This window comes from Serratia sp. K1WW1 (assembly GCF_055790865.1).
Genome location: NZ_CM147697.1, coordinates 5,270,331 through 5,287,301 on the forward strand (window position 1 = coordinate 5,270,331; position 16,971 = coordinate 5,287,301).

At 54.9% G+C, this 16,971-nt stretch carries 17 protein-coding genes; 15 read left to right on the plus strand and 2 right to left on the minus strand.

All coding sequences use genetic code 11. From position 1 onward, the window contains the following. The 15 genes from ACX9GU_RS23820 (at nt 1) to ACX9GU_RS23890 (ending at nt 14,596) form a co-directional block, all read left to right on the plus strand. Complete coding sequence (locus ACX9GU_RS23820) at nt 1–522, plus strand: FidL-like protein (RefSeq protein ID WP_179249590.1); 522 nt, start codon at nt 1–3, stop codon at nt 520–522. Nucleotides 523–1,083: 561 nt separating this feature from the next. Continuing rightward, on the plus strand, nt 1,084–1,362 hold the full coding sequence (locus tag ACX9GU_RS23825; protein WP_004249182.1) for a BMC domain-containing protein: 279 nt from the start codon (nt 1,084–1,086) through the stop codon (nt 1,360–1,362). A gap of 23 nt (nt 1,363–1,385) precedes the next feature. Beyond that, nucleotides 1,386–1,670, plus strand: coding sequence for a BMC domain-containing protein (locus ACX9GU_RS23830; protein ID WP_021807825.1), 285 nt, complete (start codon nt 1,386–1,388; stop codon nt 1,668–1,670). 14 nt (nt 1,671–1,684) lie between these two features. Then, complete coding sequence (locus ACX9GU_RS23835) at nt 1,685–1,963, plus strand: BMC domain-containing protein (protein ID WP_021179127.1); 279 nt, start codon at nt 1,685–1,687, stop codon at nt 1,961–1,963. A gap of 88 nt (nt 1,964–2,051) precedes the next feature. Beyond that, entirely contained in the window at nt 2,052–3,668 is a 1,617-nt protein-coding gene (locus ACX9GU_RS23840; RefSeq protein ID WP_473193139.1) for an acetaldehyde dehydrogenase (acetylating), read from the plus strand. A gap of 22 nt (nt 3,669–3,690) precedes the next feature. Beyond that, on the plus strand, nt 3,691–3,948 hold the full coding sequence (locus ACX9GU_RS23845) for a EutN/CcmL family microcompartment protein (RefSeq protein WP_021179125.1): 258 nt from the start codon (nt 3,691–3,693) through the stop codon (nt 3,946–3,948). An 18-nt stretch (nt 3,949–3,966) separates the two neighbouring features. Continuing rightward, nucleotides 3,967–5,121, plus strand: a complete 1,155-nt coding sequence (locus ACX9GU_RS23850; protein ID WP_473193140.1) for a 1-propanol dehydrogenase PduQ — start codon at nt 3,967–3,969, stop codon at nt 5,119–5,121. Nucleotides 5,122–5,191: 70 nt separating this feature from the next. Continuing rightward, entirely contained in the window at nt 5,192–8,611 is a 3,420-nt protein-coding gene (cutC, locus tag ACX9GU_RS23855) for a choline trimethylamine-lyase (protein ID WP_473193141.1), read from the plus strand. A 64-nt stretch (nt 8,612–8,675) separates the two neighbouring features. Further along, nucleotides 8,676–9,626: a choline TMA-lyase-activating enzyme gene (cutD, locus tag ACX9GU_RS23860; protein ID WP_121555176.1), complete on the plus strand. Its 951-nt coding sequence runs from the start codon at nt 8,676–8,678 to the stop codon at nt 9,624–9,626. 10 nt (nt 9,627–9,636) lie between these two features. Continuing rightward, on the plus strand, nt 9,637–10,071 hold the full coding sequence (locus tag ACX9GU_RS23865; RefSeq protein ID WP_284122116.1) for a BMC domain-containing protein: 435 nt from the start codon (nt 9,637–9,639) through the stop codon (nt 10,069–10,071). A gap of 35 nt (nt 10,072–10,106) precedes the next feature. Beyond that, nucleotides 10,107–10,742, plus strand: a complete 636-nt coding sequence (locus ACX9GU_RS23870; RefSeq protein ID WP_473193142.1) for a phosphate propanoyltransferase — start codon at nt 10,107–10,109, stop codon at nt 10,740–10,742. 10 nt (nt 10,743–10,752) lie between these two features. Next, nucleotides 10,753–11,409 (plus strand): hypothetical protein, encoded by a 657-nt coding sequence (locus tag ACX9GU_RS23875; protein WP_473193143.1) that lies wholly within the window; start codon nt 10,753–10,755, stop codon nt 11,407–11,409. A gap of 508 nt (nt 11,410–11,917) precedes the next feature. Beyond that, nucleotides 11,918–12,277: a DMT family transporter gene (locus ACX9GU_RS23880; protein ID WP_024529409.1), complete on the plus strand. Its 360-nt coding sequence runs from the start codon at nt 11,918–11,920 to the stop codon at nt 12,275–12,277. Nucleotides 12,278–12,288: 11 nt separating this feature from the next. Next, nucleotides 12,289–12,618 carry a DMT family transporter gene (locus ACX9GU_RS23885; RefSeq protein WP_021179117.1) on the plus strand — a complete coding sequence of 110 codons (330 nt, stop codon included), beginning with the start codon at nt 12,289–12,291 and terminating at the stop codon, nt 12,616–12,618. Nucleotides 12,619–12,799: 181 nt separating this feature from the next. Then, nucleotides 12,800–14,596 carry a glycoside hydrolase family 28 protein gene (locus tag ACX9GU_RS23890; RefSeq protein ID WP_473193144.1) on the plus strand — a complete coding sequence of 599 codons (1,797 nt, stop codon included), beginning with the start codon at nt 12,800–12,802 and terminating at the stop codon, nt 14,594–14,596. Nucleotides 14,597–14,698: 102 nt separating this feature from the next. Here ACX9GU_RS23890 and lptG read toward each other — a convergent pair whose 3' ends face one another. Both lptG and lptF read right to left on the minus strand, forming a co-directional pair. Further along, nucleotides 14,699–15,769 carry an LPS export ABC transporter permease LptG gene (gene lptG, locus ACX9GU_RS23895; RefSeq protein WP_473193145.1) on the minus strand — a complete coding sequence of 357 codons (1,071 nt, stop codon included), beginning with the start codon at nt 15,767–15,769 and terminating at the stop codon, nt 14,699–14,701. After that, nucleotides 15,769–16,863, minus strand: a complete 1,095-nt coding sequence (gene lptF, locus ACX9GU_RS23900) for an LPS export ABC transporter permease LptF (RefSeq protein ID WP_473193146.1) — start codon at nt 16,861–16,863, stop codon at nt 15,769–15,771. The genes lptG and lptF overlap by 1 nt, the downstream gene beginning before the upstream one ends. Between the last annotated feature and the right edge of the window lie 108 nt (nt 16,864–16,971).

Here is a 16,971-nt window from a genome sequence, read left to right on the forward strand (position 1 = left end):
ATGAAAACAATGGGCTGGGGGAGAAGGCTGTTTGCCGTCTCTATCATATTGCTACTGGTCTCACTATTTATCACCGTTAAGCAGAATGTTATCCGGCGCGATGATGTTTTAAACTGCTCAACCAAAGCCATTATGCATTTTGAAGACACCGTCACTGAATCCGTTAACGTCAATATTCACTTTAACTTTAATGCCAAAGGTAAAGGTTCCATCGTGGTGGAAGGATATTCAGACTCCGAGGCAGGCTGGCTTTATTTGCAACGCTACGTACAGTTTGATTATACCAGCAAGCGCGTTTCCCCCGGCGCTCGCTATTATCAGATCAACCGCTGGGTTTCCAGCAAGTCCTCTATCGACCAATCACCCGACGTGATCTTTGATTACTTTATGCGGGAAATGTCAGACAGCCACGACGGCCTGCAATTGGCAATGGGGAAAATCAATGCCGACACCGTGCTGCTCAGTTCGATCAACTCCCCACTGTTTATCTGCGCGTTAAAACCCGGCAGCCAGTTAGAGTAACGCCCGTTCCCCCTTGTCATAAGCCTCTGGCCTGCCTCTCATTACCCCAAAAAACGCCCCTGATAGTCATAATGCCTGCCGGTTATTCGGCGATCGCTATTTCCCCTCACCCCAACCCTCACCCCAAAAAGGAGAGGGAGCCAGTACGGTGCTATCAGTAACAACGGCGGTCAATATGTAGCACGTGAAGCCCCTCAAACAGCCACAGCAAAAACCTGCGCTACCCCACAGTCTGCAAGCCGCTCCGCTACCTAAAAAACCCATTTGATCACCATAGATTTAACATTATTTTTCGCCCTTAAGTGAATGCCAAAATCGGGCAAATTCCACCAGGGAGCAGCACTATTATCGGGTTGATTATCAGAGCAAACAGATAAAAAAAGGATAAATTTACGCTTATTTTTGGAACAAAAAACTAAATAGATGTCGATTAATGAATTTATATTTTGAATGACAACCAGAGGGGTATAGTGCCCTTAGCCGTCGGAAACCTTGATCCCCTCATGGCCGAACGGCACAGCAGATGACAACTCATAAACCGGCTTTATGGAGGAAACAACAATGGGTGATGCATTAGGCTTAATCGAAACCAAAGGGTTGGTGGCCTGTATTGAAGCGGCGGATGCCATGTGTAAGGCGGCCAACGTCGAACTGATCGGCTATGAAAACGTCGGTTCCGGCCTGGTCACCGCCATGGTAAAAGGCGACGTCGGTGCGGTAAAAGCCGCCGTCGATTCCGGCGTGGAATCCGCACAACGCGTGGGTGAAGTCGTGACTTCACTGGTTATCGCCCGCCCACACAACGACATCAACAAAATCGTGATTAAGCACAAAGCGTAACGACGCATCAAGGAGAACGGATCATGGGTGACGCATTAGGATTGATTGAAACCAAAGGGCTGGTGGCCTGTATTGAAGCCGCCGATGCGATGTGCAAAGCGGCCAACGTGGAGCTGATCGGCTATGAGAACGTCGGTTCCGGCCTGGTTACCGCGATGGTGAAAGGCGATGTGGGCGCGGTCAAGGCAGCGGTAGATTCCGGTATCGAATCGGCCAAACGCGTTGGCGAAGTGGTTACCTCACTGGTCATTGCCCGCCCGCATAACGATATCCAGAAAATCATCTCGCAGTACAAAATCACCGAATAACAAGGAATTCACTGATGAAAGATGCACTCGGATTGATCGAAACCAAAGGGTTGGTGCCAGCCATCGAAGCCGCCGATGCCATGTGTAAGGCCGCCAATATTGAACTGATTGGCTATGAAAACGTCGGCTCCGGCCTGGTCACCGTGATGGTGAAAGGCGACGTGGGTGCCGTTAACGCGGCGGTGGAATCCGGTATTGAAGCCGCCAGCCGGATTGGTGAAGTAATTTCATCCCGGGTTATTGCACGCCCACATAATGATATTGAGAAAATCGCCTCACAGCATAAGGCGTAATTCTGCCTGATCACCGGCGGTGGCAGATAAGTACTCTACCCGATTGCAGCAAGTCAAAAATTAAACTCCTATTCAGGGGAATAGACTAATGACCACATTAGATCCGGATTTACAATCCATTCAGCAGGCACGCACGCTGATTAAAAATGCCAAACAGGCACAATTACTGTTTGCCAAATATTCACAGGAAAAGATCGATGGCATTATTAAACATATTGCCAGCGAAGCGGCCAGGCATGCCGAAGAATTGGCGAAGATGGCCCATGAAGAAACCGGCTTCGGCAATTGGCAAGACAAGGTGTTAAAAAACATTTTCGCCTCTGAAAAAGTTTTTGAGCATATTAAAGTTTTAAAAACCGTCGGTATTATTCGTGACGACCAGCAGAATAAAGTGATGGACGTGGGCGTCCCGTTAGGGGTTATTACCGCCCTGGTGCCGTCTACCAACCCAACCTCAACTATTTTCTATAAAACGCTGATCGCGCTGAAGGCCGGGAACGCCATTATTTTCTCCCCGCATCCTAATGCGCGCCAGTGCAGCCAGCGGGCGATTGAGATCGTCAAGCAGGCCGCGCTCCAGGCCGGTGCCCCTGCGGGTATCGTTGACGGCCTGACCCAGCTGACGCTGGAAGCCACCAAAGCCCTGATGCACAGCAAAGACGTCGCGCTGATCCTGGCTACTGGCGGCGAAGGCATGGTCCGTGCGGCCTATAGCTCCGGCACGCCAACCATCAGTGGTGGCCCAGGCAACGGCCCGGCGTTTATCGAACGCAGCGCCAATATCCAGCAGGCGGTGAAAGACATCATCACCAGCAAGACCTTCGATAATGGCGTGATCTGCGCCTCTGAGCAGTCGATCATCGTGGAAAAGTGCATCTATCAGGATGTACACCGCGAGTTGCTGGCTCAGGGCTGCTACTTCATGAACGACGATGAGTCTGCCCGCCTGGCCAATATCCTGTTACGCCCGAACGGCATGATTAATCCTGAAGTGGTGGGCAAAACCGCCATCTACCTCAGCGAACGCGCCGGGTTCTGCGTACCTGCGACCACCAGGGTGCTGATTTCATTGCAAAACAGCGTCTCGCGTAAAAACCCTTACGCCCGTGAAAAACTCTGCCCGGTGCTGGGGCTGTACATCGAAGAAGACTGGATGAGCGCCTGTGACCGCGTGGTGGAGCTACTCACCAACGAAGGCCTGGGGCATACGCTGGTCATTCACACCCAGAACCAGCAGGTGATCCGCGAGTTTGCGCTACAGAAACCGGTGCACCGCATCCTGATCAATACGCCCGCCGCGCTTGGAGGCATTGGCGCAACCACGAATCTTATACCTGCGTTAACGCTCGGTTGCGGTGCCGTTGGTGGCGGCTCCAGCTCGGACAACGTCGGCCCGATGAACCTGCTGAACGTACGTAAAGTCGGCTATGGCGTTCGTAGCATCGAGGATCTGCGCCAACCACAACCAGCAGCTCAGCCGTGCAGTGCGCCAACCAACCATAGCACCAGCATCTTCGACGATAACCGCTTTGCAGCTCCAACGGTGGCGGTAGCCCCACAGACCGCACCGGCACCGATGTATGCCCAGGGCGACGATCGTTTCGGGGCGGTCACCCGCGCAGTGGTTAACGCCGCAGCCAATGACATCACCGAAGAAAACGTCGAACGGATCATTACGGAAGTGCTTGGACGCCTGTCCCGGTAACACATCAACCAAGGGTGAAAACATGATCCTCGCAAAGGTAACCGGCCATGTGGTGGCCACACAGAAAAGTGACGAACTACGCGGCAGTAACCTGCTGCTGGTCACGGCGCTGGGTGACGACCTGGAAGCCATCAAAGATCGTACCTACGTCGCCGTCGACAGCGTCGGGGCCGGTGAAAACGATCTGGTGTTGGTGGAAGAGTATTTCGCACTGAGTAAAGACCGCTACAAGGCCATGTCGATCGTTGCCATTGTCGAGAAGGTTCACCGGGAGCGTTAAGAGTAAGAGGAAGTAGGCATGAATGAGTTTCTGATTAAGCCAAAAATCCATTTCGGTGAGGATGCGCTGCTCGCTCTGAGTAGCTTGCCTGGACGCTCGGCGTTTTTGGTCACCGATCAGGCGATGGTGAAGTTTGGCTTGGCCGAGCGGGTAACCAGCCTGCTCCAACAGCAGCAGATCCGCTGCCGTCAGTATGACGAAGTGGCCTCAGACCCGGATATTTCCGCCATCGTCAGCGGCATGAAGCTGATGGATGACGATTACCCGGATCTGGTGATTGCCTTGGGTGGCGGCTCGGTGATTGATGCCGCCAAGGCGGTGATGTTTGCGCTGTGGCATTGCCGTAAAGACAGCGGCCGTAGCAAGCCCTGTTTTGTCGCCATCCCCACCACCAGCGGTACCGGTTCCGAAGTCACCAGCTTCTCGGTGATCAAGTCCCGCAGCCAAAAGCTGGTGTTGGTGGACGAGTTCATGCTGCCCGACATCGCCATCCTCGACCCTCAGTTAGTGAAGTCGGTGCCGGCCAGCATTACCGCCGATACCGGGATGGATGTGCTGTGCCACGCCCTGGAGGCCTACGTCTCCCGCAAGGCCAGCGACTTCAGCGATGCGATGGCCGAAAAAGTGGTGCAGATGGTCTTCGGCCACCTGCTGTCCTGCTACCAACAGGGCAGCAACCTGCCTGCGCGGGAAAAAATGCATAACGCTTCATGCATGGCCGGGATGGCGTTCACCAACGCATCGTTGGGCATTACCCACAGCCTGGCGCACGCCCTCGGCGGCATGTTTGGTATCCCACATGGCCGAGCCAATGCGCTGCTGATGACCTCGGTGGTCGCCTTTAATGCCGACGTTGACGGCAACTGCGACACCCCGGCCGCGCACAAATATGCCGCCCTGGCGCGCCTGTTGGGGCTGCCAAGCACCTCGGTACGCGATGGCGTCAATAGCCTGCTGGTGGCGATCGAAACGCTGAAACAGGAAATGCAGCTACCGGCCAATCTGCAAGCCGCAGGGGTGGAGGAACACCGCTTCCAGGTTTGCCTTGGCGAACTGGCCACGCAGGCGTTGCACGACAGCTGCACGCCAACCAACCCGCGCGACGTTAACGCGGCAGATTTGGAGAAACTGTTCCGCCTCGCCTACAGCGGCGGCCCGGTACAGCTTCAATAACGCACTCATTACAGTCAACGGATTTTGCCAATTTGTGTGAAAGCCGCAGGACATCAGGAGAGATTTGAACATGGCCCATTATTCACTGACGCCACGCGTAAAACTGCTGGCAGAAAGACTCTTATCCCAAAACAGCACCATCAGCACCGAACGTGCCGCCATTCTGGAAACGCTGGGTGGCGATGTGGCCGGCATGCCGCAGTTGGTCAAGAATGCCAAGCTGTTCAATGAGCTGGTCAAGCAACTGCCCGGCTACATCGGCCCCGATGAGCTGATCATCGGCAGCCAATCCTCCACACCGCGCGCCGCCGTGTTCCACAGCGAAAGCGAACTGCGCAGTCCTTCGGCCTTCACCGCCTTTGGCCAGACCTCACCGGACTATCTGGCGGTGATCACCAAAGGGCTGTTCGCCATCGAGGCCGAAATGGAAGACCGTGCCAGAAGCATCGGCAGCGCCGTCAGCCGTTCCGGGCTGGACGAGGTCAACCAATGCCGCGCCATGATCTACGCCTGCAATGCGGCGATGCATCTGGCGCAGAAACTGGCCAGCAAGGCCGAAAACATGGCGGCGGTAGAAAACCATCCTTACCGCAAGGCGGAGCTGCAGGAAGCGGCTGCCATGCTGAAAAAAGTCCCGGCTTACGGGGCAAGCAGCTTTAAAGAGGCTTGCCAGTCGTTCTACTTCTTCCAGTTGGCGCTGCATCTGGAAAACGGCAGCTACGCGGTTTATCCAGGCGGCTTCGACAAGCTGCTGTACAGCTTCTATCAGCAAGACGTCACCCGTGGCGTGCTGACGCCGGAGCAGGCTTATGAAATCGTCGAGTGCCTATGGCTGAAGCTGTGCGAGCTTTCCGAAGTGCGCGCACCACGTGAGCTGGATGGCTACCCGATGTTTGACGCCATGCTGCACGGCGTGCGCCTCGACGATCCTGCATTGGTGATCAACGATCTGTCCGCTATGTTGCTGGCAGCCCGCAGCAACCTGATGACGCTCAACAGCAACCTGCAGGTAAAACTGTTTGCTGGCCAGGCGGGTGCTCGCCCGCAGTACAGTGCGCCATCGGCCCCGTTCGTGGCAGCCTCGGCGCAAGACGTGGCAACGCATAAACTGATGGAAGGGCTAACGCCGCGCCTGCAACGCCTGCGTGACAACTACCTCGATGCTCGCCCTAGCGTCTCTATCTATCGCGCCATCACCTTTACCGAGATGGCGAAAAACAACCCGGGTCTGCCAACCATTCTGCTGCGCGCCAAGTCTTTCCGTGCCGCCTGTGAAACCGCGCCAATCCTGATCCAGCAAGATGAGCTGATCGTCGGCCATCCGTGCGGCAAACCACGTGCTGGGGCATTCTCACCGGATATCGCCTGGCGCTGGGTACGTGACGAGCTGGATACCATGGGCACCCGCCCGCAGGATCCGTTCGTTATCTCCGAGGCCGACAAGAAGACGATCCGTGAAGAGATCGTACCGTTCTGGGAAGGCCGTTCGCTCGATGAGATCTGTGAAGCACAGTACCGCGAAGCGGGCGTTTGGGCCTTCAGCGGCGAAACCTTTGTCAGCGATCTTTCCTACCACCAGATTAACGGCGGCGGCGACACCTGCCCAGGCTACGACATCCTGCTGTTCACCAAAGGGATGAACGGCATCAAGGCCGATGCCCAACAGCACCTCGCGGCGCTGAGCATGGAAAACCCGGCGGATATCGACAAGATCTACTTCTACAAAGCGGCCATTGAAACCTGTGACGGCGTGGTGGCCTACGCCAAGCGCATCGCCGACAAGGCCCGTGAACTGGCAGCCGTTGAGCAAGACCCGGCACGCCGTGCCGAGCTGCTGACCATCGCAGAAACCAACGAGAACGTCCCAGCCAACCCACCGAAGACCCTGCAAGAAGCGCTGCAAAGCATCTGGACGGTAGAGTCGCTGTTTGAAGTGGAAGAGAACCAGACCGGGCTGTCGCTGGGCCGTCTGGATCAGTATTGCTACCCGATGTACCAGGCCGATATCGAATCTGGTCGCCTGACGCAGGAACAGGCGTTGGAACTGTTGCAGGCCTTCATCATCAAGTGTGCCGAACTGATGTGGATGTCCAGCGAACTGGGCGCCAAGTACTTCGCCGGTTACCAGCCGTTTATCAACCTGACTATCGGCGGGCAGAAGCGCAGCGGCGGCGATGCCTGTAACGATTTGACCTACCTGATCATGGACGCCGTACGCTTTGTCAAAGTGTACCAGCCATCTCTGGCCTGCCGTATCCACAATCAATCACCGCAGAAGTATATGGAGAAGATCGTCGACGTGGTGAAAGCAGGTATGGGCTTCCCGGCCTGCCACTTTGATGATTCGCACATCAAGATGATGCTGCGCAAGGGCTTCGACTTTGAAGACGCGCGCGACTACTGCCTGATGGGCTGCGTAGAGCCGCAAAAATCTGGCCGCATCTATCAGTGGACCTCCACCGGTTATACCCAGTGGCCGATTGCCATCGAGTTCGTGCTCAACCGTGGCCGCATGGTGCTGTTCGACAGCTATCAAGGGCTGGATACCGGTGAGTTGAGCACTCTGAAAACCTACGAAGAGTTCGACAACGCGGTGAAGGCGCAGATCGCGCACATCGTCAAACTGTCGGCTATCGGCACCGTGATCAGCCAGCGTGTCCACCGCGACGTGGCACCAAAACCGCTGATGTCGCTGCTGGTGGAAGGCTGTATGGAACAGGGTAAAGACGTGGCCGCCGGTGGCGCGGTGATCAACCACGGACCAGGGCTGATCTTCTCCGGCCTGGCTACCTATGTCGACTCCATGGCCGCGATCCGCAAGCTGGTTTATCAGGATGGTAAATACACCCTGGAGCAGATCCGTGACGCGCTGCTGGCCAACTTTGAAGGCTTTGAACAGCTGCGCCGCGACTGTCTGAACGCGCCGAAGTACGGCAACGACGATGACACGGTCGATCAGTACGCGCTGGACATCACCGAATGGACCGAGCGCGAGTGCCGCAAGTACAAGATGCTCTACTCCACGCTGAGCCACGGCACCCTGTCGATTTCCAACAACACGCCGATCGGTGAGCTGACCGCCGCAACGCCAAACGGCCGCCTGGCCTGGATGCCGCTCTCCGACGGGATCAGCCCGACGCAAGGCGCGGACAAGCAGGGCCCAACCGCCATCATCAAGTCCGTCAGCAAGATGAACGTCGAAACCATGAACATCGGCATGGTGCACAACTTCAAGTTCCTCAAAGGGCTGCTCGATACCCCGGAAGGCAAGAACGGGCTGATCACCCTGCTGCGTACCGCGTCCATTCTGGGCAACGGCCAGATGCAGTTCAGCTACGTGGATAACGAAGTGCTGAAGCAGGCGCAGGTGGAACCAGAAAAATATCGCGACCTGATCGTCCGCGTAGCGGGTTATAGCGCCTACTTCGTGGAACTGTGCAAAGAAGTGCAGGACGAAATCATCAGCCGTACCGTTATTGAGAAGTTCTGACTTTAGCCTTGGATAAGACAGGGATGTCTTATCCCATCAGCCTTCGAAGAAAGGGGAAAATAGTATGGATAACACGCTGGAGAAAAAGGGTCGGATATTCAATATCCAGAAATACTCGATCTACGACGGAGACGGTATTCGCACCCTGATTTTTTTCAAAGGTTGTAACATCCTCTGCGCCTGGTGCGCCAACCCCGAGGGGCTCACCAGCAATTTCCAGGTGATGTATTCACATGATTTGTGCGTTGACTGCGGGCAATGTGTCAGCGTCTGCCCGGTGGGGATCCACTCCCAGATCCAGAATGCACAAGGCGATCTCAAGCACCACCTCGATCGCAACATAGACTGCATCGGTTGCCGCAAATGCGAAGAAGTCTGCATCTCTGGCGCGCTGGACATCATGGGCAAGGACGTCACGGTGCAGGAGCTGATGGATATCATCCTGCAGGACGTCGATTTCTATCATGCCTCTGGCGGTGGCGTCACCCTGGGCGGTGGCGAACTGAGCCTGCAAACCGACTTTGCGGCCGCGCTGCTGACCGAATGCAAAAAACAGATGATCAACACCGCCATCGAAACCAATGGCACCACCACTTTAGCCAATTATGAAAAGCTGGCGACCTGCACCGATATGTTCCTGTTCGATATCAAGCATATCGATAGCGCACGGCATAAAGCGTTATTTGGCGTTGGCAACGAGGGCGTAAAAAGAAACCTGGAGCGCCTGGTGGAACTGGGCAGCCATATCGTGGTGCGCATGCCTTTGGTACGCGGCTATAACGATTCTTACGATGCCATCACCGGTGCCATTGACTATGTCATGGCCCTGGCACGCAAAGGCAATATCAGCCGCATCGACGTTTTGCCTTATCACCAACTGGGTAAAAACAAATACCAGCGGCTCGACATGATCTATCCGGTCAAAGACGACCCAAGTTACAGCAATGAAGAACTGGACCAACTGGCGGCTTTTTTCCAGCGCTTTGACTTTGATATCCGCCTGGTAAGGCACTAAGGAGATTGAGATGAACTTAAGCCTGGGAGTGATTGAAACCTATGGCCTGACCGCCGCGATCCATGCGGCCGATGCGGCCTGTAAATCCGCTGCGGTAACGGTGCTGGGATACAAGAAGATTGGTTCCGGCCTGGTTAGCGTGTTCTTTGCCGGCGAAATCAGCGCGGTGAAAACCGCCATCGACAGCGGTGTGGCAGTGATCAAGCAACCGGCGTTTATCAAAGGCAAGTTGGTGATTGCCCGCCCGGAAAAACAGGTTGTCGCGCTGCTGACCGGGCTGAAAGGCAAGGAGCTTATGCCACCAGCTGCCAAGGTACAGCAAGAAACACCTGCGCCAGTAGCAGAAGTGGCCGCCCCGCAGGCAGAGGCCGCAGCGCCGGTAGTCGAAGCCCCTGTTGCCGACAATAAACCCGCCCGCACCGGCGGCAAGAAAGAGTCTAAATAACCGTACAGCTTCTGAGATCGGGTAGGAATAACAGTATGTTTAATGAGTCGTTACTGGAAAGGATCCGCCATAACCTGGCAGAGAACTATGCTTCTCCCACCGGCATCGCCATCCCGGTTGGGGTCTCTAACCGGCATGTCCATCTGTCACAGCAGGACATTGAAACGCTGTTTGGTGCGGGCTATCGGCTAACGCCATGCAAAGAGCTACGCCAGCCTGGGCAGTTCGCCGCCAAAGAGTGCGTGATGATCGTCGGCCCAAAAGGCTCGCTCTCCAAGGTGCGGGTGCTGGGGCCAGCGCGCGAATGTACTCAGTTGGAAATCTCCAAGGCGGACTGCTTTACCCTGGGGCTGAAGGCTCCGATACGCGAATCCGGCAATCTGAACGCCTCCGGTGACGCCATGCTGGCTGGCCCGGCGGGCTACGTTTCGCTGCATTCACAGGTGATTTGTGCCCAGCGCCATATCCATATGAATCCGCAGGATGCCGCCAGACTGGGCGTGCAGAACGGGCAGAAGGTGCGGGTGAAAGCGGCTGGCGTGCGTGGGCTGATCTTTGACGAAGTCATCGTGCGGATCAAAGCCAGCTTTGCGCTGGAACTGCACATTGATACCGATGAAGCCAACGCCGCCGGGCTGGCTTCCGGTGACAACGTGGTTATCGTTCCCTAAGGCGGCAAATATGATGCAGCGTGAAGTCATCGATAAGTTGGTCAGTGAAGTGCTCTCACGGATGCGGCCACGGGCGTTGGTGCTGTTAACCGCCGCGGATGGCTACCACGAGATTATCCGCGCGCGCTTGCAGCACTGCCAGGCGTTCTCGCCGGTGATCCTGTTTAGCGATAATGCCCGGCAGTTTCACGCAGAAGCAGATTGGAGCCAACTTGGGCCAATAACTTCGCTGGCGGAAATCAGTCAAACCGGCGCGCTGGATAATATTGAGCGGATATTAATTCCTTTTCTCGATTTCGCAACGGCGGCAGAAGTGGCCAACGGTTTATTACAGTCTGACACTGCGCGGTTTATTCATCTGGCCAGGATGAACGGCAGGCCAATTATGGCGCTGGATTATAACTGCAACCCGAGCAGCGAATTAAATCAGTTGAAAGGCCTGAGCCGCGCCCCACAGGCAGATTATCTGCCAAAGCTGGCAGCACAGGGCATTGAGCTCTGTACGTTGGATCGGATGTTATCGGCCCAGCCCGCAGCTACGGAGCCGTTGGCAGCACCGACGCAGGCCTACGTAACGCTTAGCGAACTCAAGCGGCTCAATGGTCGTTCACCACCGGGAGCCAAGCTGACCGATTTGGCATTGGAATATAGCCGAGGGAAAAAATAATACACAACCGGGTGAGGACATTTACCCCGAAGAGAGGCCCCTCACCCTAACCCTCTCCCACAGGGAGAGGGGACCGATCGAGTGGATCTGAAAACTCGGTGAAACACATCGGATAAGTGGGCGAACGAGTGGATATGAAAACTCGGTGACGCTCCTTGGATAAGTGGGCGATCGAGTGGATATGAAAACTCGGTGACGCTCCTTGGATAAGTGGGCGATCGGGTGGATCTGAAAACTCGGTGACGCTCCTTGGATAAGTGGGCGATCGAGTGGATCTGAAAACTCGGTGACGCTCCTTGGATAAGTGGGCGATCGGGTGGATCTGAAAACTCGGTGACGCTCCTTGGATAAGTGGGCGATCGAGTTTGCTGAGATTACCTCTTAATTGCCAAAAGAGCAGGAACTAACAGCTCCCTCTCCCTGTGGGAGAGGGTTGGGGTGAGGGGTAATTAATATAAGTCTCAAATTTTAATTTTATATCAATAATTATTAATCAGGAGCGAACTCTATGTCTACCAAGGCAAAAGCATGGGTATGGATGTTATTGGTCATCTTCTCCGAGACCTCGGCCACCTCTACCTTAAAAATGTTTGATAACAGCGAAGGTACCACCAAGACGTTATTACTCGGCTTGATCGTAGTGCTGTATTGCGTTTGTTATTACTCGTTATCCAACGCGGTGAAATACATTCCTGTCGGCCTGGCTTACGCCACCTGGTCAGGCACCGGGATTTTACTGGTCTCAAGCCTGGGTATGGTGTTTTACGGCCAGCACCCTGATATGCCAGCCATTATCGGCATGATCGTGATTGCCAGCGGCATCGTGATCATGAACCTCTTCTCCAAAATGGGCTCCTCCGAAGAATAAGGGTATCAACTATGTTTAATATTGGCTTCTTGTGGCTGGCTCTGTCGATCGGTTCAGAAATCACCGGAACCTCGATGATCAAAAAAACCAACAACTTTAAAAAGCTGGGGCCTTCGGTGCTGGTGATTAGCGCTTACTGCCTGTGCTATTTTGCCCTGACCAAGGCGATGGGGTTTATCCCGGTGGGCGTCGCCTACTCCCTGTGGTGCGGCTTTGGCATCGTCGGGGTGACCTTCGTTTCCATGCTGCTCTACAAGCAGAAACCGGATCTGCCTGCCATCTTCGCCATGGCGCTGATCATCGGCGGTGGCGTCATTATGAATATCTTCTCGCAGATGTAAGATCTCAGCCCCTTGCAGCGCAGCGGCAATGTTGCACTGTTGGGGGCTGATTGACGCCATCAATAAGTAATGCTGGCTAATGATTCGACGCTGCATAATCCAGATATGTAATAGTTGCAGTCACGTATTTTGCAAGACAATATCTAATTTCGGAACGCTGTTTCATTATTAGGGATAAATCATGCAAAGAAATATCAAGTCATTATCAGCTATGGCGATTTTTCTGCTGGCCCTGACGGGTTGTGATAACTCGGATGGTAGTGTCGCCTCTCCTGCTGAGCCAGTTAAACCCGTTGTCCCCCCAGAACCTGAGAAGCCTGTCGCTGACCGCAGTGGTGCCTGGCCAGCCTCTGCCCTTAACGATCCCGAATTGGCCGGGAAAGAACCGGTAATGCCTGAAGTCTGCCAAACACTCTCAGCCGAACTGAACCAGAATGCCAAAGGGCTACTGGATGAAGCCATTGATGCTGACGTGAATAATTCCCAACCCGATACCCAACGTATTCAAGCCGCGATCGACGCCTGCACCACCGGTGCCGTTAAACTGGTCGCTGGCAGTAACGAAGAGAATGCGTTCTTGAGCGGCCCACTTACACTAAAAAGTGGCGTCACGCTCTGGGTAGATCAAGGGATCACCCTGTTTGCCTCACGTAGCCCGGTGGATTACCAGATTGCCGGTAAGAATAACTGCGGCGAAACCGCCAGTGCCGATAATGGCTGTAACGCATTGATTACCGCCACCGATACGATAAACAGCGGCGTGATTGGCGAAGGTATTATCGACGGACGAGGGGGAGCAGTGCTCACCAGCGGAAAATATGCCGATATCCTAACCTGGTGGGATGTGGGCGCATTAACCAAAACCGTTTCCGGTGCCAATCAGAACAACCCGCGGCTAATTCAGGTCACCAACAAGAATTCCGCCAAGCCGACCAGCCAGAACTTCACGCTGTATAAGATCACCTTACAGAATGCGCCCAAATTCCACTTTGTCCCCAGTGGGGTCAATGGAGTGGTCGTCTGGGGCGTGAAGGTGTTAACTCCTTCACTGGCCTATACGGTTCCAGGCTATGATTGCCCGAAAGGGACAACCCCTGCGACATCGGGTTCCCCTAACTATACCCGGGCAAGCACCTGCTTTACCCCGGATACGACCAAGAACACCGACGCGATCGATCCTGGCCAATCGCAGAATGTCCTGATTGCCTATAACCACATCAGTACCGGTGATGACGGTATCGCCATCAAAGCCCATAGCAGCAATGCCTGTGTCCCACCGATTGCCGAAAAGTATGCAGGGCAGTTGCCGATTTACACCGTCAGCAACGTCAAAATTCTACATAACCGCCTCTACTTCACCCATGGCATGTCAATCGGCAGTGAAACCGACTGCGCGGTCAAAGACGTGGAAATTCGGGATATGAGCATTGACGGTCATGATGCTGACTTTGCCGTCGGCGTGCGTATCAAAACCGATATGAGCGTTGGAGGAGAAGTGAGGAACATCAACTATGATGGCATTTGCATCCGCCGCGCTCAGGAAGCGCTGACCATAGATACCTACTACAGCAAAAAGACCGGCCAGGCCTACCCCGATATTCAAGATGTCACCATCAAGAATTACCACTATGTGGATACGCCAGACTCCATTTATAACGGAGATAACGTTCGGGTCACCTTACGCGGCTTCAGCTCTGATGGCCAGGATCTGCCATTAAGAAATATTGTGCTCGATAACACCGTGTTTGACAGTTCACCACAGTTGGCTAGCAAAGCCTCGGCAACCATCCCTGCAGCGCCTTCTTATGCCCAGATCCTGATGGGACCTGGCCCGGTATCCCTGGCGGATCTGCTGTTGGAAGCCGCGGACAACGGTGCCGCAGAGTTTGAAGTGCTGGATAACCGTAATGGATCCGAAGAGCCTTACGATTGCAGCGAAGCCTTTGCACTGTTCCCTTCTAGCGCCTCAGCACTCTAAGCAAAAAACGGGTAGGATCTCTCCCACCCGTCTTTCCTCTGCTGCGGTGACTTAACACATCGCGGCTTTGATTTGCATACAGGCCCAGTCTATTGGGCCTGACTATTTCCGCTTCAGCAGCAAAACAAGGCTGATCAACAGGAACAGCAAGCTTGGCAACAGGGCACCCAGAATTGGCGGCATGCTGTACACCATGCTCAGCGGGCCGAAGATCTGATCCAGCACGTAGAACAGGAAGCCGAAGCTGATACCGATCACCACTCGCACGCCCATTGGCACGCTACGCAGCGGGCCAAAGATAAATGACAGCGCCATCAGCATCATCACCGCCACCGACAGCGGCGAGAAGATCTTGCTCCACATATTCAGCTGATAACGGCTGGCCTCCTGGCCACTCTGCTTGAGGTACTTCACATAGTTGTGCAGACCGCTGATGGAAAGCGAATCCGGATCCAACGCCACCACGCCCAGCTTATCCGGCGTCAGGTTGGTTTTCCACACTCCGGTCAGCGTCTGGGTACTGGTGACCTGATTCGGATTGGTCAGATCGGAAGTATCCACCTGCGAAAGCTGCCACGCGCCGTCTTCAAAATCTGCGCTACCGGCATAGCGAACCGTCTCTAACCGGCGCTGATCGTTGAAGTGGTAAATGTTGACGCCTGCCAGCTCTTTTTCACCCGCCACCCGTTCGATGTAGATAAAGTCGTTGCCGTCCTTCGCCCACAGGCCGCTCTTGGTAGAGAGCAGCGAGCCACCGTACATCTGCTGCGCACGGTAGTTACGCGCCATCTGTTCGCCCTGCGGTGCCACCCATTCGCCAATTGCCATCGTCAGCAAGACCAGCGGAATAGCGGTTTTCATCACCGACCCAGCAATCTGCAGCCGGGTGAAGCCAGAAGCTTGCATCACCACCAGTTCGCTACGCGTAGCCAGGGTGCCCAAACCGAGCAATGCCCCTAGCAGCGCCGCCATCGGGAAGAAGATCTCAATATCCTTTGGCACGCTGAGCAGGGTATAGACCCCCGCGCCCAGCGCCGAGTATTCACCCTGCCCGACTTTACGCAGCTGATCGACAAACTTGATGATGCCGGAAAGCGAAACCAGCATGAACAGCGTCATCATGATGGTGTTGAAAATCGTTTTACCGATATAACGGTCCAGTACACCAAACATCAGGCCGCTCCTCTCAGGCGTGCACGCAGCTTGCGCATCGGCACGGTATCCCACAGGTTAAGTGCCAGAGCAATCGCGAAGTACGCCAGGTTCACCAGCCACATCCACACCAGCGGATCCAGCTTGCCCTTACCGGCATTGGAACGCAGCGAGGTCTGCAGCAGGAAGAAGATCAGATACAGCAGCATCGCTGGCAACATGCTCAGCACTCGGCCTTGGCGCGGGTTGACCACGCTAAGCGGCACCACCAGCAGCGCCATCAGCACCACGGAAACGACCAGCGTCAAACGCCAGTGGAATTCGGCGCGCGCATCCGGTTCATTCGATTCCCACAGCGTGCGCATCGACATCTGCTCAGACTGGGTGTTATCGATAGTGACCGACTGGTGGCCGATAACCGCTTTATAGTCGGTGAAGTCGGTAATGCGGAAATCACGCAGCAACGCGGTGCCTTCAAACCGGGTGCCTTTGTCCAGCGTGACGACCTGCGATCCATCGCGGCCCTGGTTGATCACCCCATGCTCGGCCACCACCACCGAAGGGCGTTGGTTGCCACTCGGGCGTAGCTGTGCCAGGAACACGTCGTTGAAAGTGTTGCCCTTTACGCTGCCGACAAACAACACGGCGTTACCATCCTGTGAGGGCTGGAACTGCCCTTCAGCCAGCCCGGCAATGCTGGGGTTGGCTTTGGCTTCGGCAATCACTTCATCCTGATGGCTGGCCGCCCATGGCCCGACCCAGAAGACGTTTACCGCAGCCACCGCCGAGGTAAAGATCGCCAACACCATAGCGGCAATGATCAGGGTCCGTTTCCCCAGACCGCAGGCGTGCATAACGGTGATTTCGCTTTCGGTATACAACCGTCCAAGCGTCATCAAGAGGCCAAGAAACAGGCTTAAGGGCAAGATTAGCTGCGCCATCTTCGGCACACCCAATGCAAGCAGGGATAAGACTAAATTTGTCGGGATATTGCCGTCGACCGCATCACCTAACACCCTGACCAGGTTCTGACAAAAGAAGATCAGAAGCAGGATAAACAGGATGGCAATTTGGCTCTTCAGCGTTTCCCGTACCAGATATCTAATGATGATCACGCTTATTACGCCTGTGAAAACTTGTCTTTTTGCAGGAAAATCGATAGTTTCATCGCTAATCCGCCATTTTTTCTCATCATGTGGCAACCTTCACAGCTAAAATAGTAT

What these genes read in the sequence shown, in the direction of transcription:
- cutC (WP_473193141.1), top strand. Translation starts at nt 5,192, where the DNA reads ATGGCCCATTATTCACTGACGCCACGCGTAAAACTGCTGGCAGAAAGA.
- ACX9GU_RS23845 (WP_021179125.1), top strand. Translation starts at nt 3,691, where the DNA reads ATGATCCTCGCAAAGGTAACCGGCCATGTGGTGGCCACACAGAAAAGT.
- ACX9GU_RS23870 (WP_473193142.1), top strand. Translation starts at nt 10,107, where the DNA reads ATGTTTAATGAGTCGTTACTGGAAAGGATCCGCCATAACCTGGCAGAG.
- lptG (WP_473193145.1), bottom strand. Translation starts at nt 15,769, where the DNA reads ATGTTTGGTGTACTGGACCGTTATATCGGTAAAACGATTTTCAACACC.
- cutD (WP_121555176.1), top strand. Translation starts at nt 8,676, where the DNA reads ATGGATAACACGCTGGAGAAAAAGGGTCGGATATTCAATATCCAGAAA.
- ACX9GU_RS23890 (WP_473193144.1), top strand. Translation starts at nt 12,800, where the DNA reads ATGCAAAGAAATATCAAGTCATTATCAGCTATGGCGATTTTTCTGCTG.
- ACX9GU_RS23865 (WP_284122116.1), top strand. Translation starts at nt 9,637, where the DNA reads ATGAACTTAAGCCTGGGAGTGATTGAAACCTATGGCCTGACCGCCGCG.
- ACX9GU_RS23885 (WP_021179117.1), top strand. Translation starts at nt 12,289, where the DNA reads ATGTTTAATATTGGCTTCTTGTGGCTGGCTCTGTCGATCGGTTCAGAA.
- ACX9GU_RS23830 (WP_021807825.1), top strand. Translation starts at nt 1,386, where the DNA reads ATGGGTGACGCATTAGGATTGATTGAAACCAAAGGGCTGGTGGCCTGT.
- ACX9GU_RS23875 (WP_473193143.1), top strand. Translation starts at nt 10,753, where the DNA reads ATGATGCAGCGTGAAGTCATCGATAAGTTGGTCAGTGAAGTGCTCTCA.
- ACX9GU_RS23825 (WP_004249182.1), top strand. Translation starts at nt 1,084, where the DNA reads ATGGGTGATGCATTAGGCTTAATCGAAACCAAAGGGTTGGTGGCCTGT.
- ACX9GU_RS23880 (WP_024529409.1), top strand. Translation starts at nt 11,918, where the DNA reads ATGTCTACCAAGGCAAAAGCATGGGTATGGATGTTATTGGTCATCTTC.
- ACX9GU_RS23850 (WP_473193140.1), top strand. Translation starts at nt 3,967, where the DNA reads ATGAATGAGTTTCTGATTAAGCCAAAAATCCATTTCGGTGAGGATGCG.
- ACX9GU_RS23820 (WP_179249590.1), top strand. Translation starts at nt 1, where the DNA reads ATGAAAACAATGGGCTGGGGGAGAAGGCTGTTTGCCGTCTCTATCATA.
- ACX9GU_RS23840 (WP_473193139.1), top strand. Translation starts at nt 2,052, where the DNA reads ATGACCACATTAGATCCGGATTTACAATCCATTCAGCAGGCACGCACG.
- ACX9GU_RS23835 (WP_021179127.1), top strand. Translation starts at nt 1,685, where the DNA reads ATGAAAGATGCACTCGGATTGATCGAAACCAAAGGGTTGGTGCCAGCC.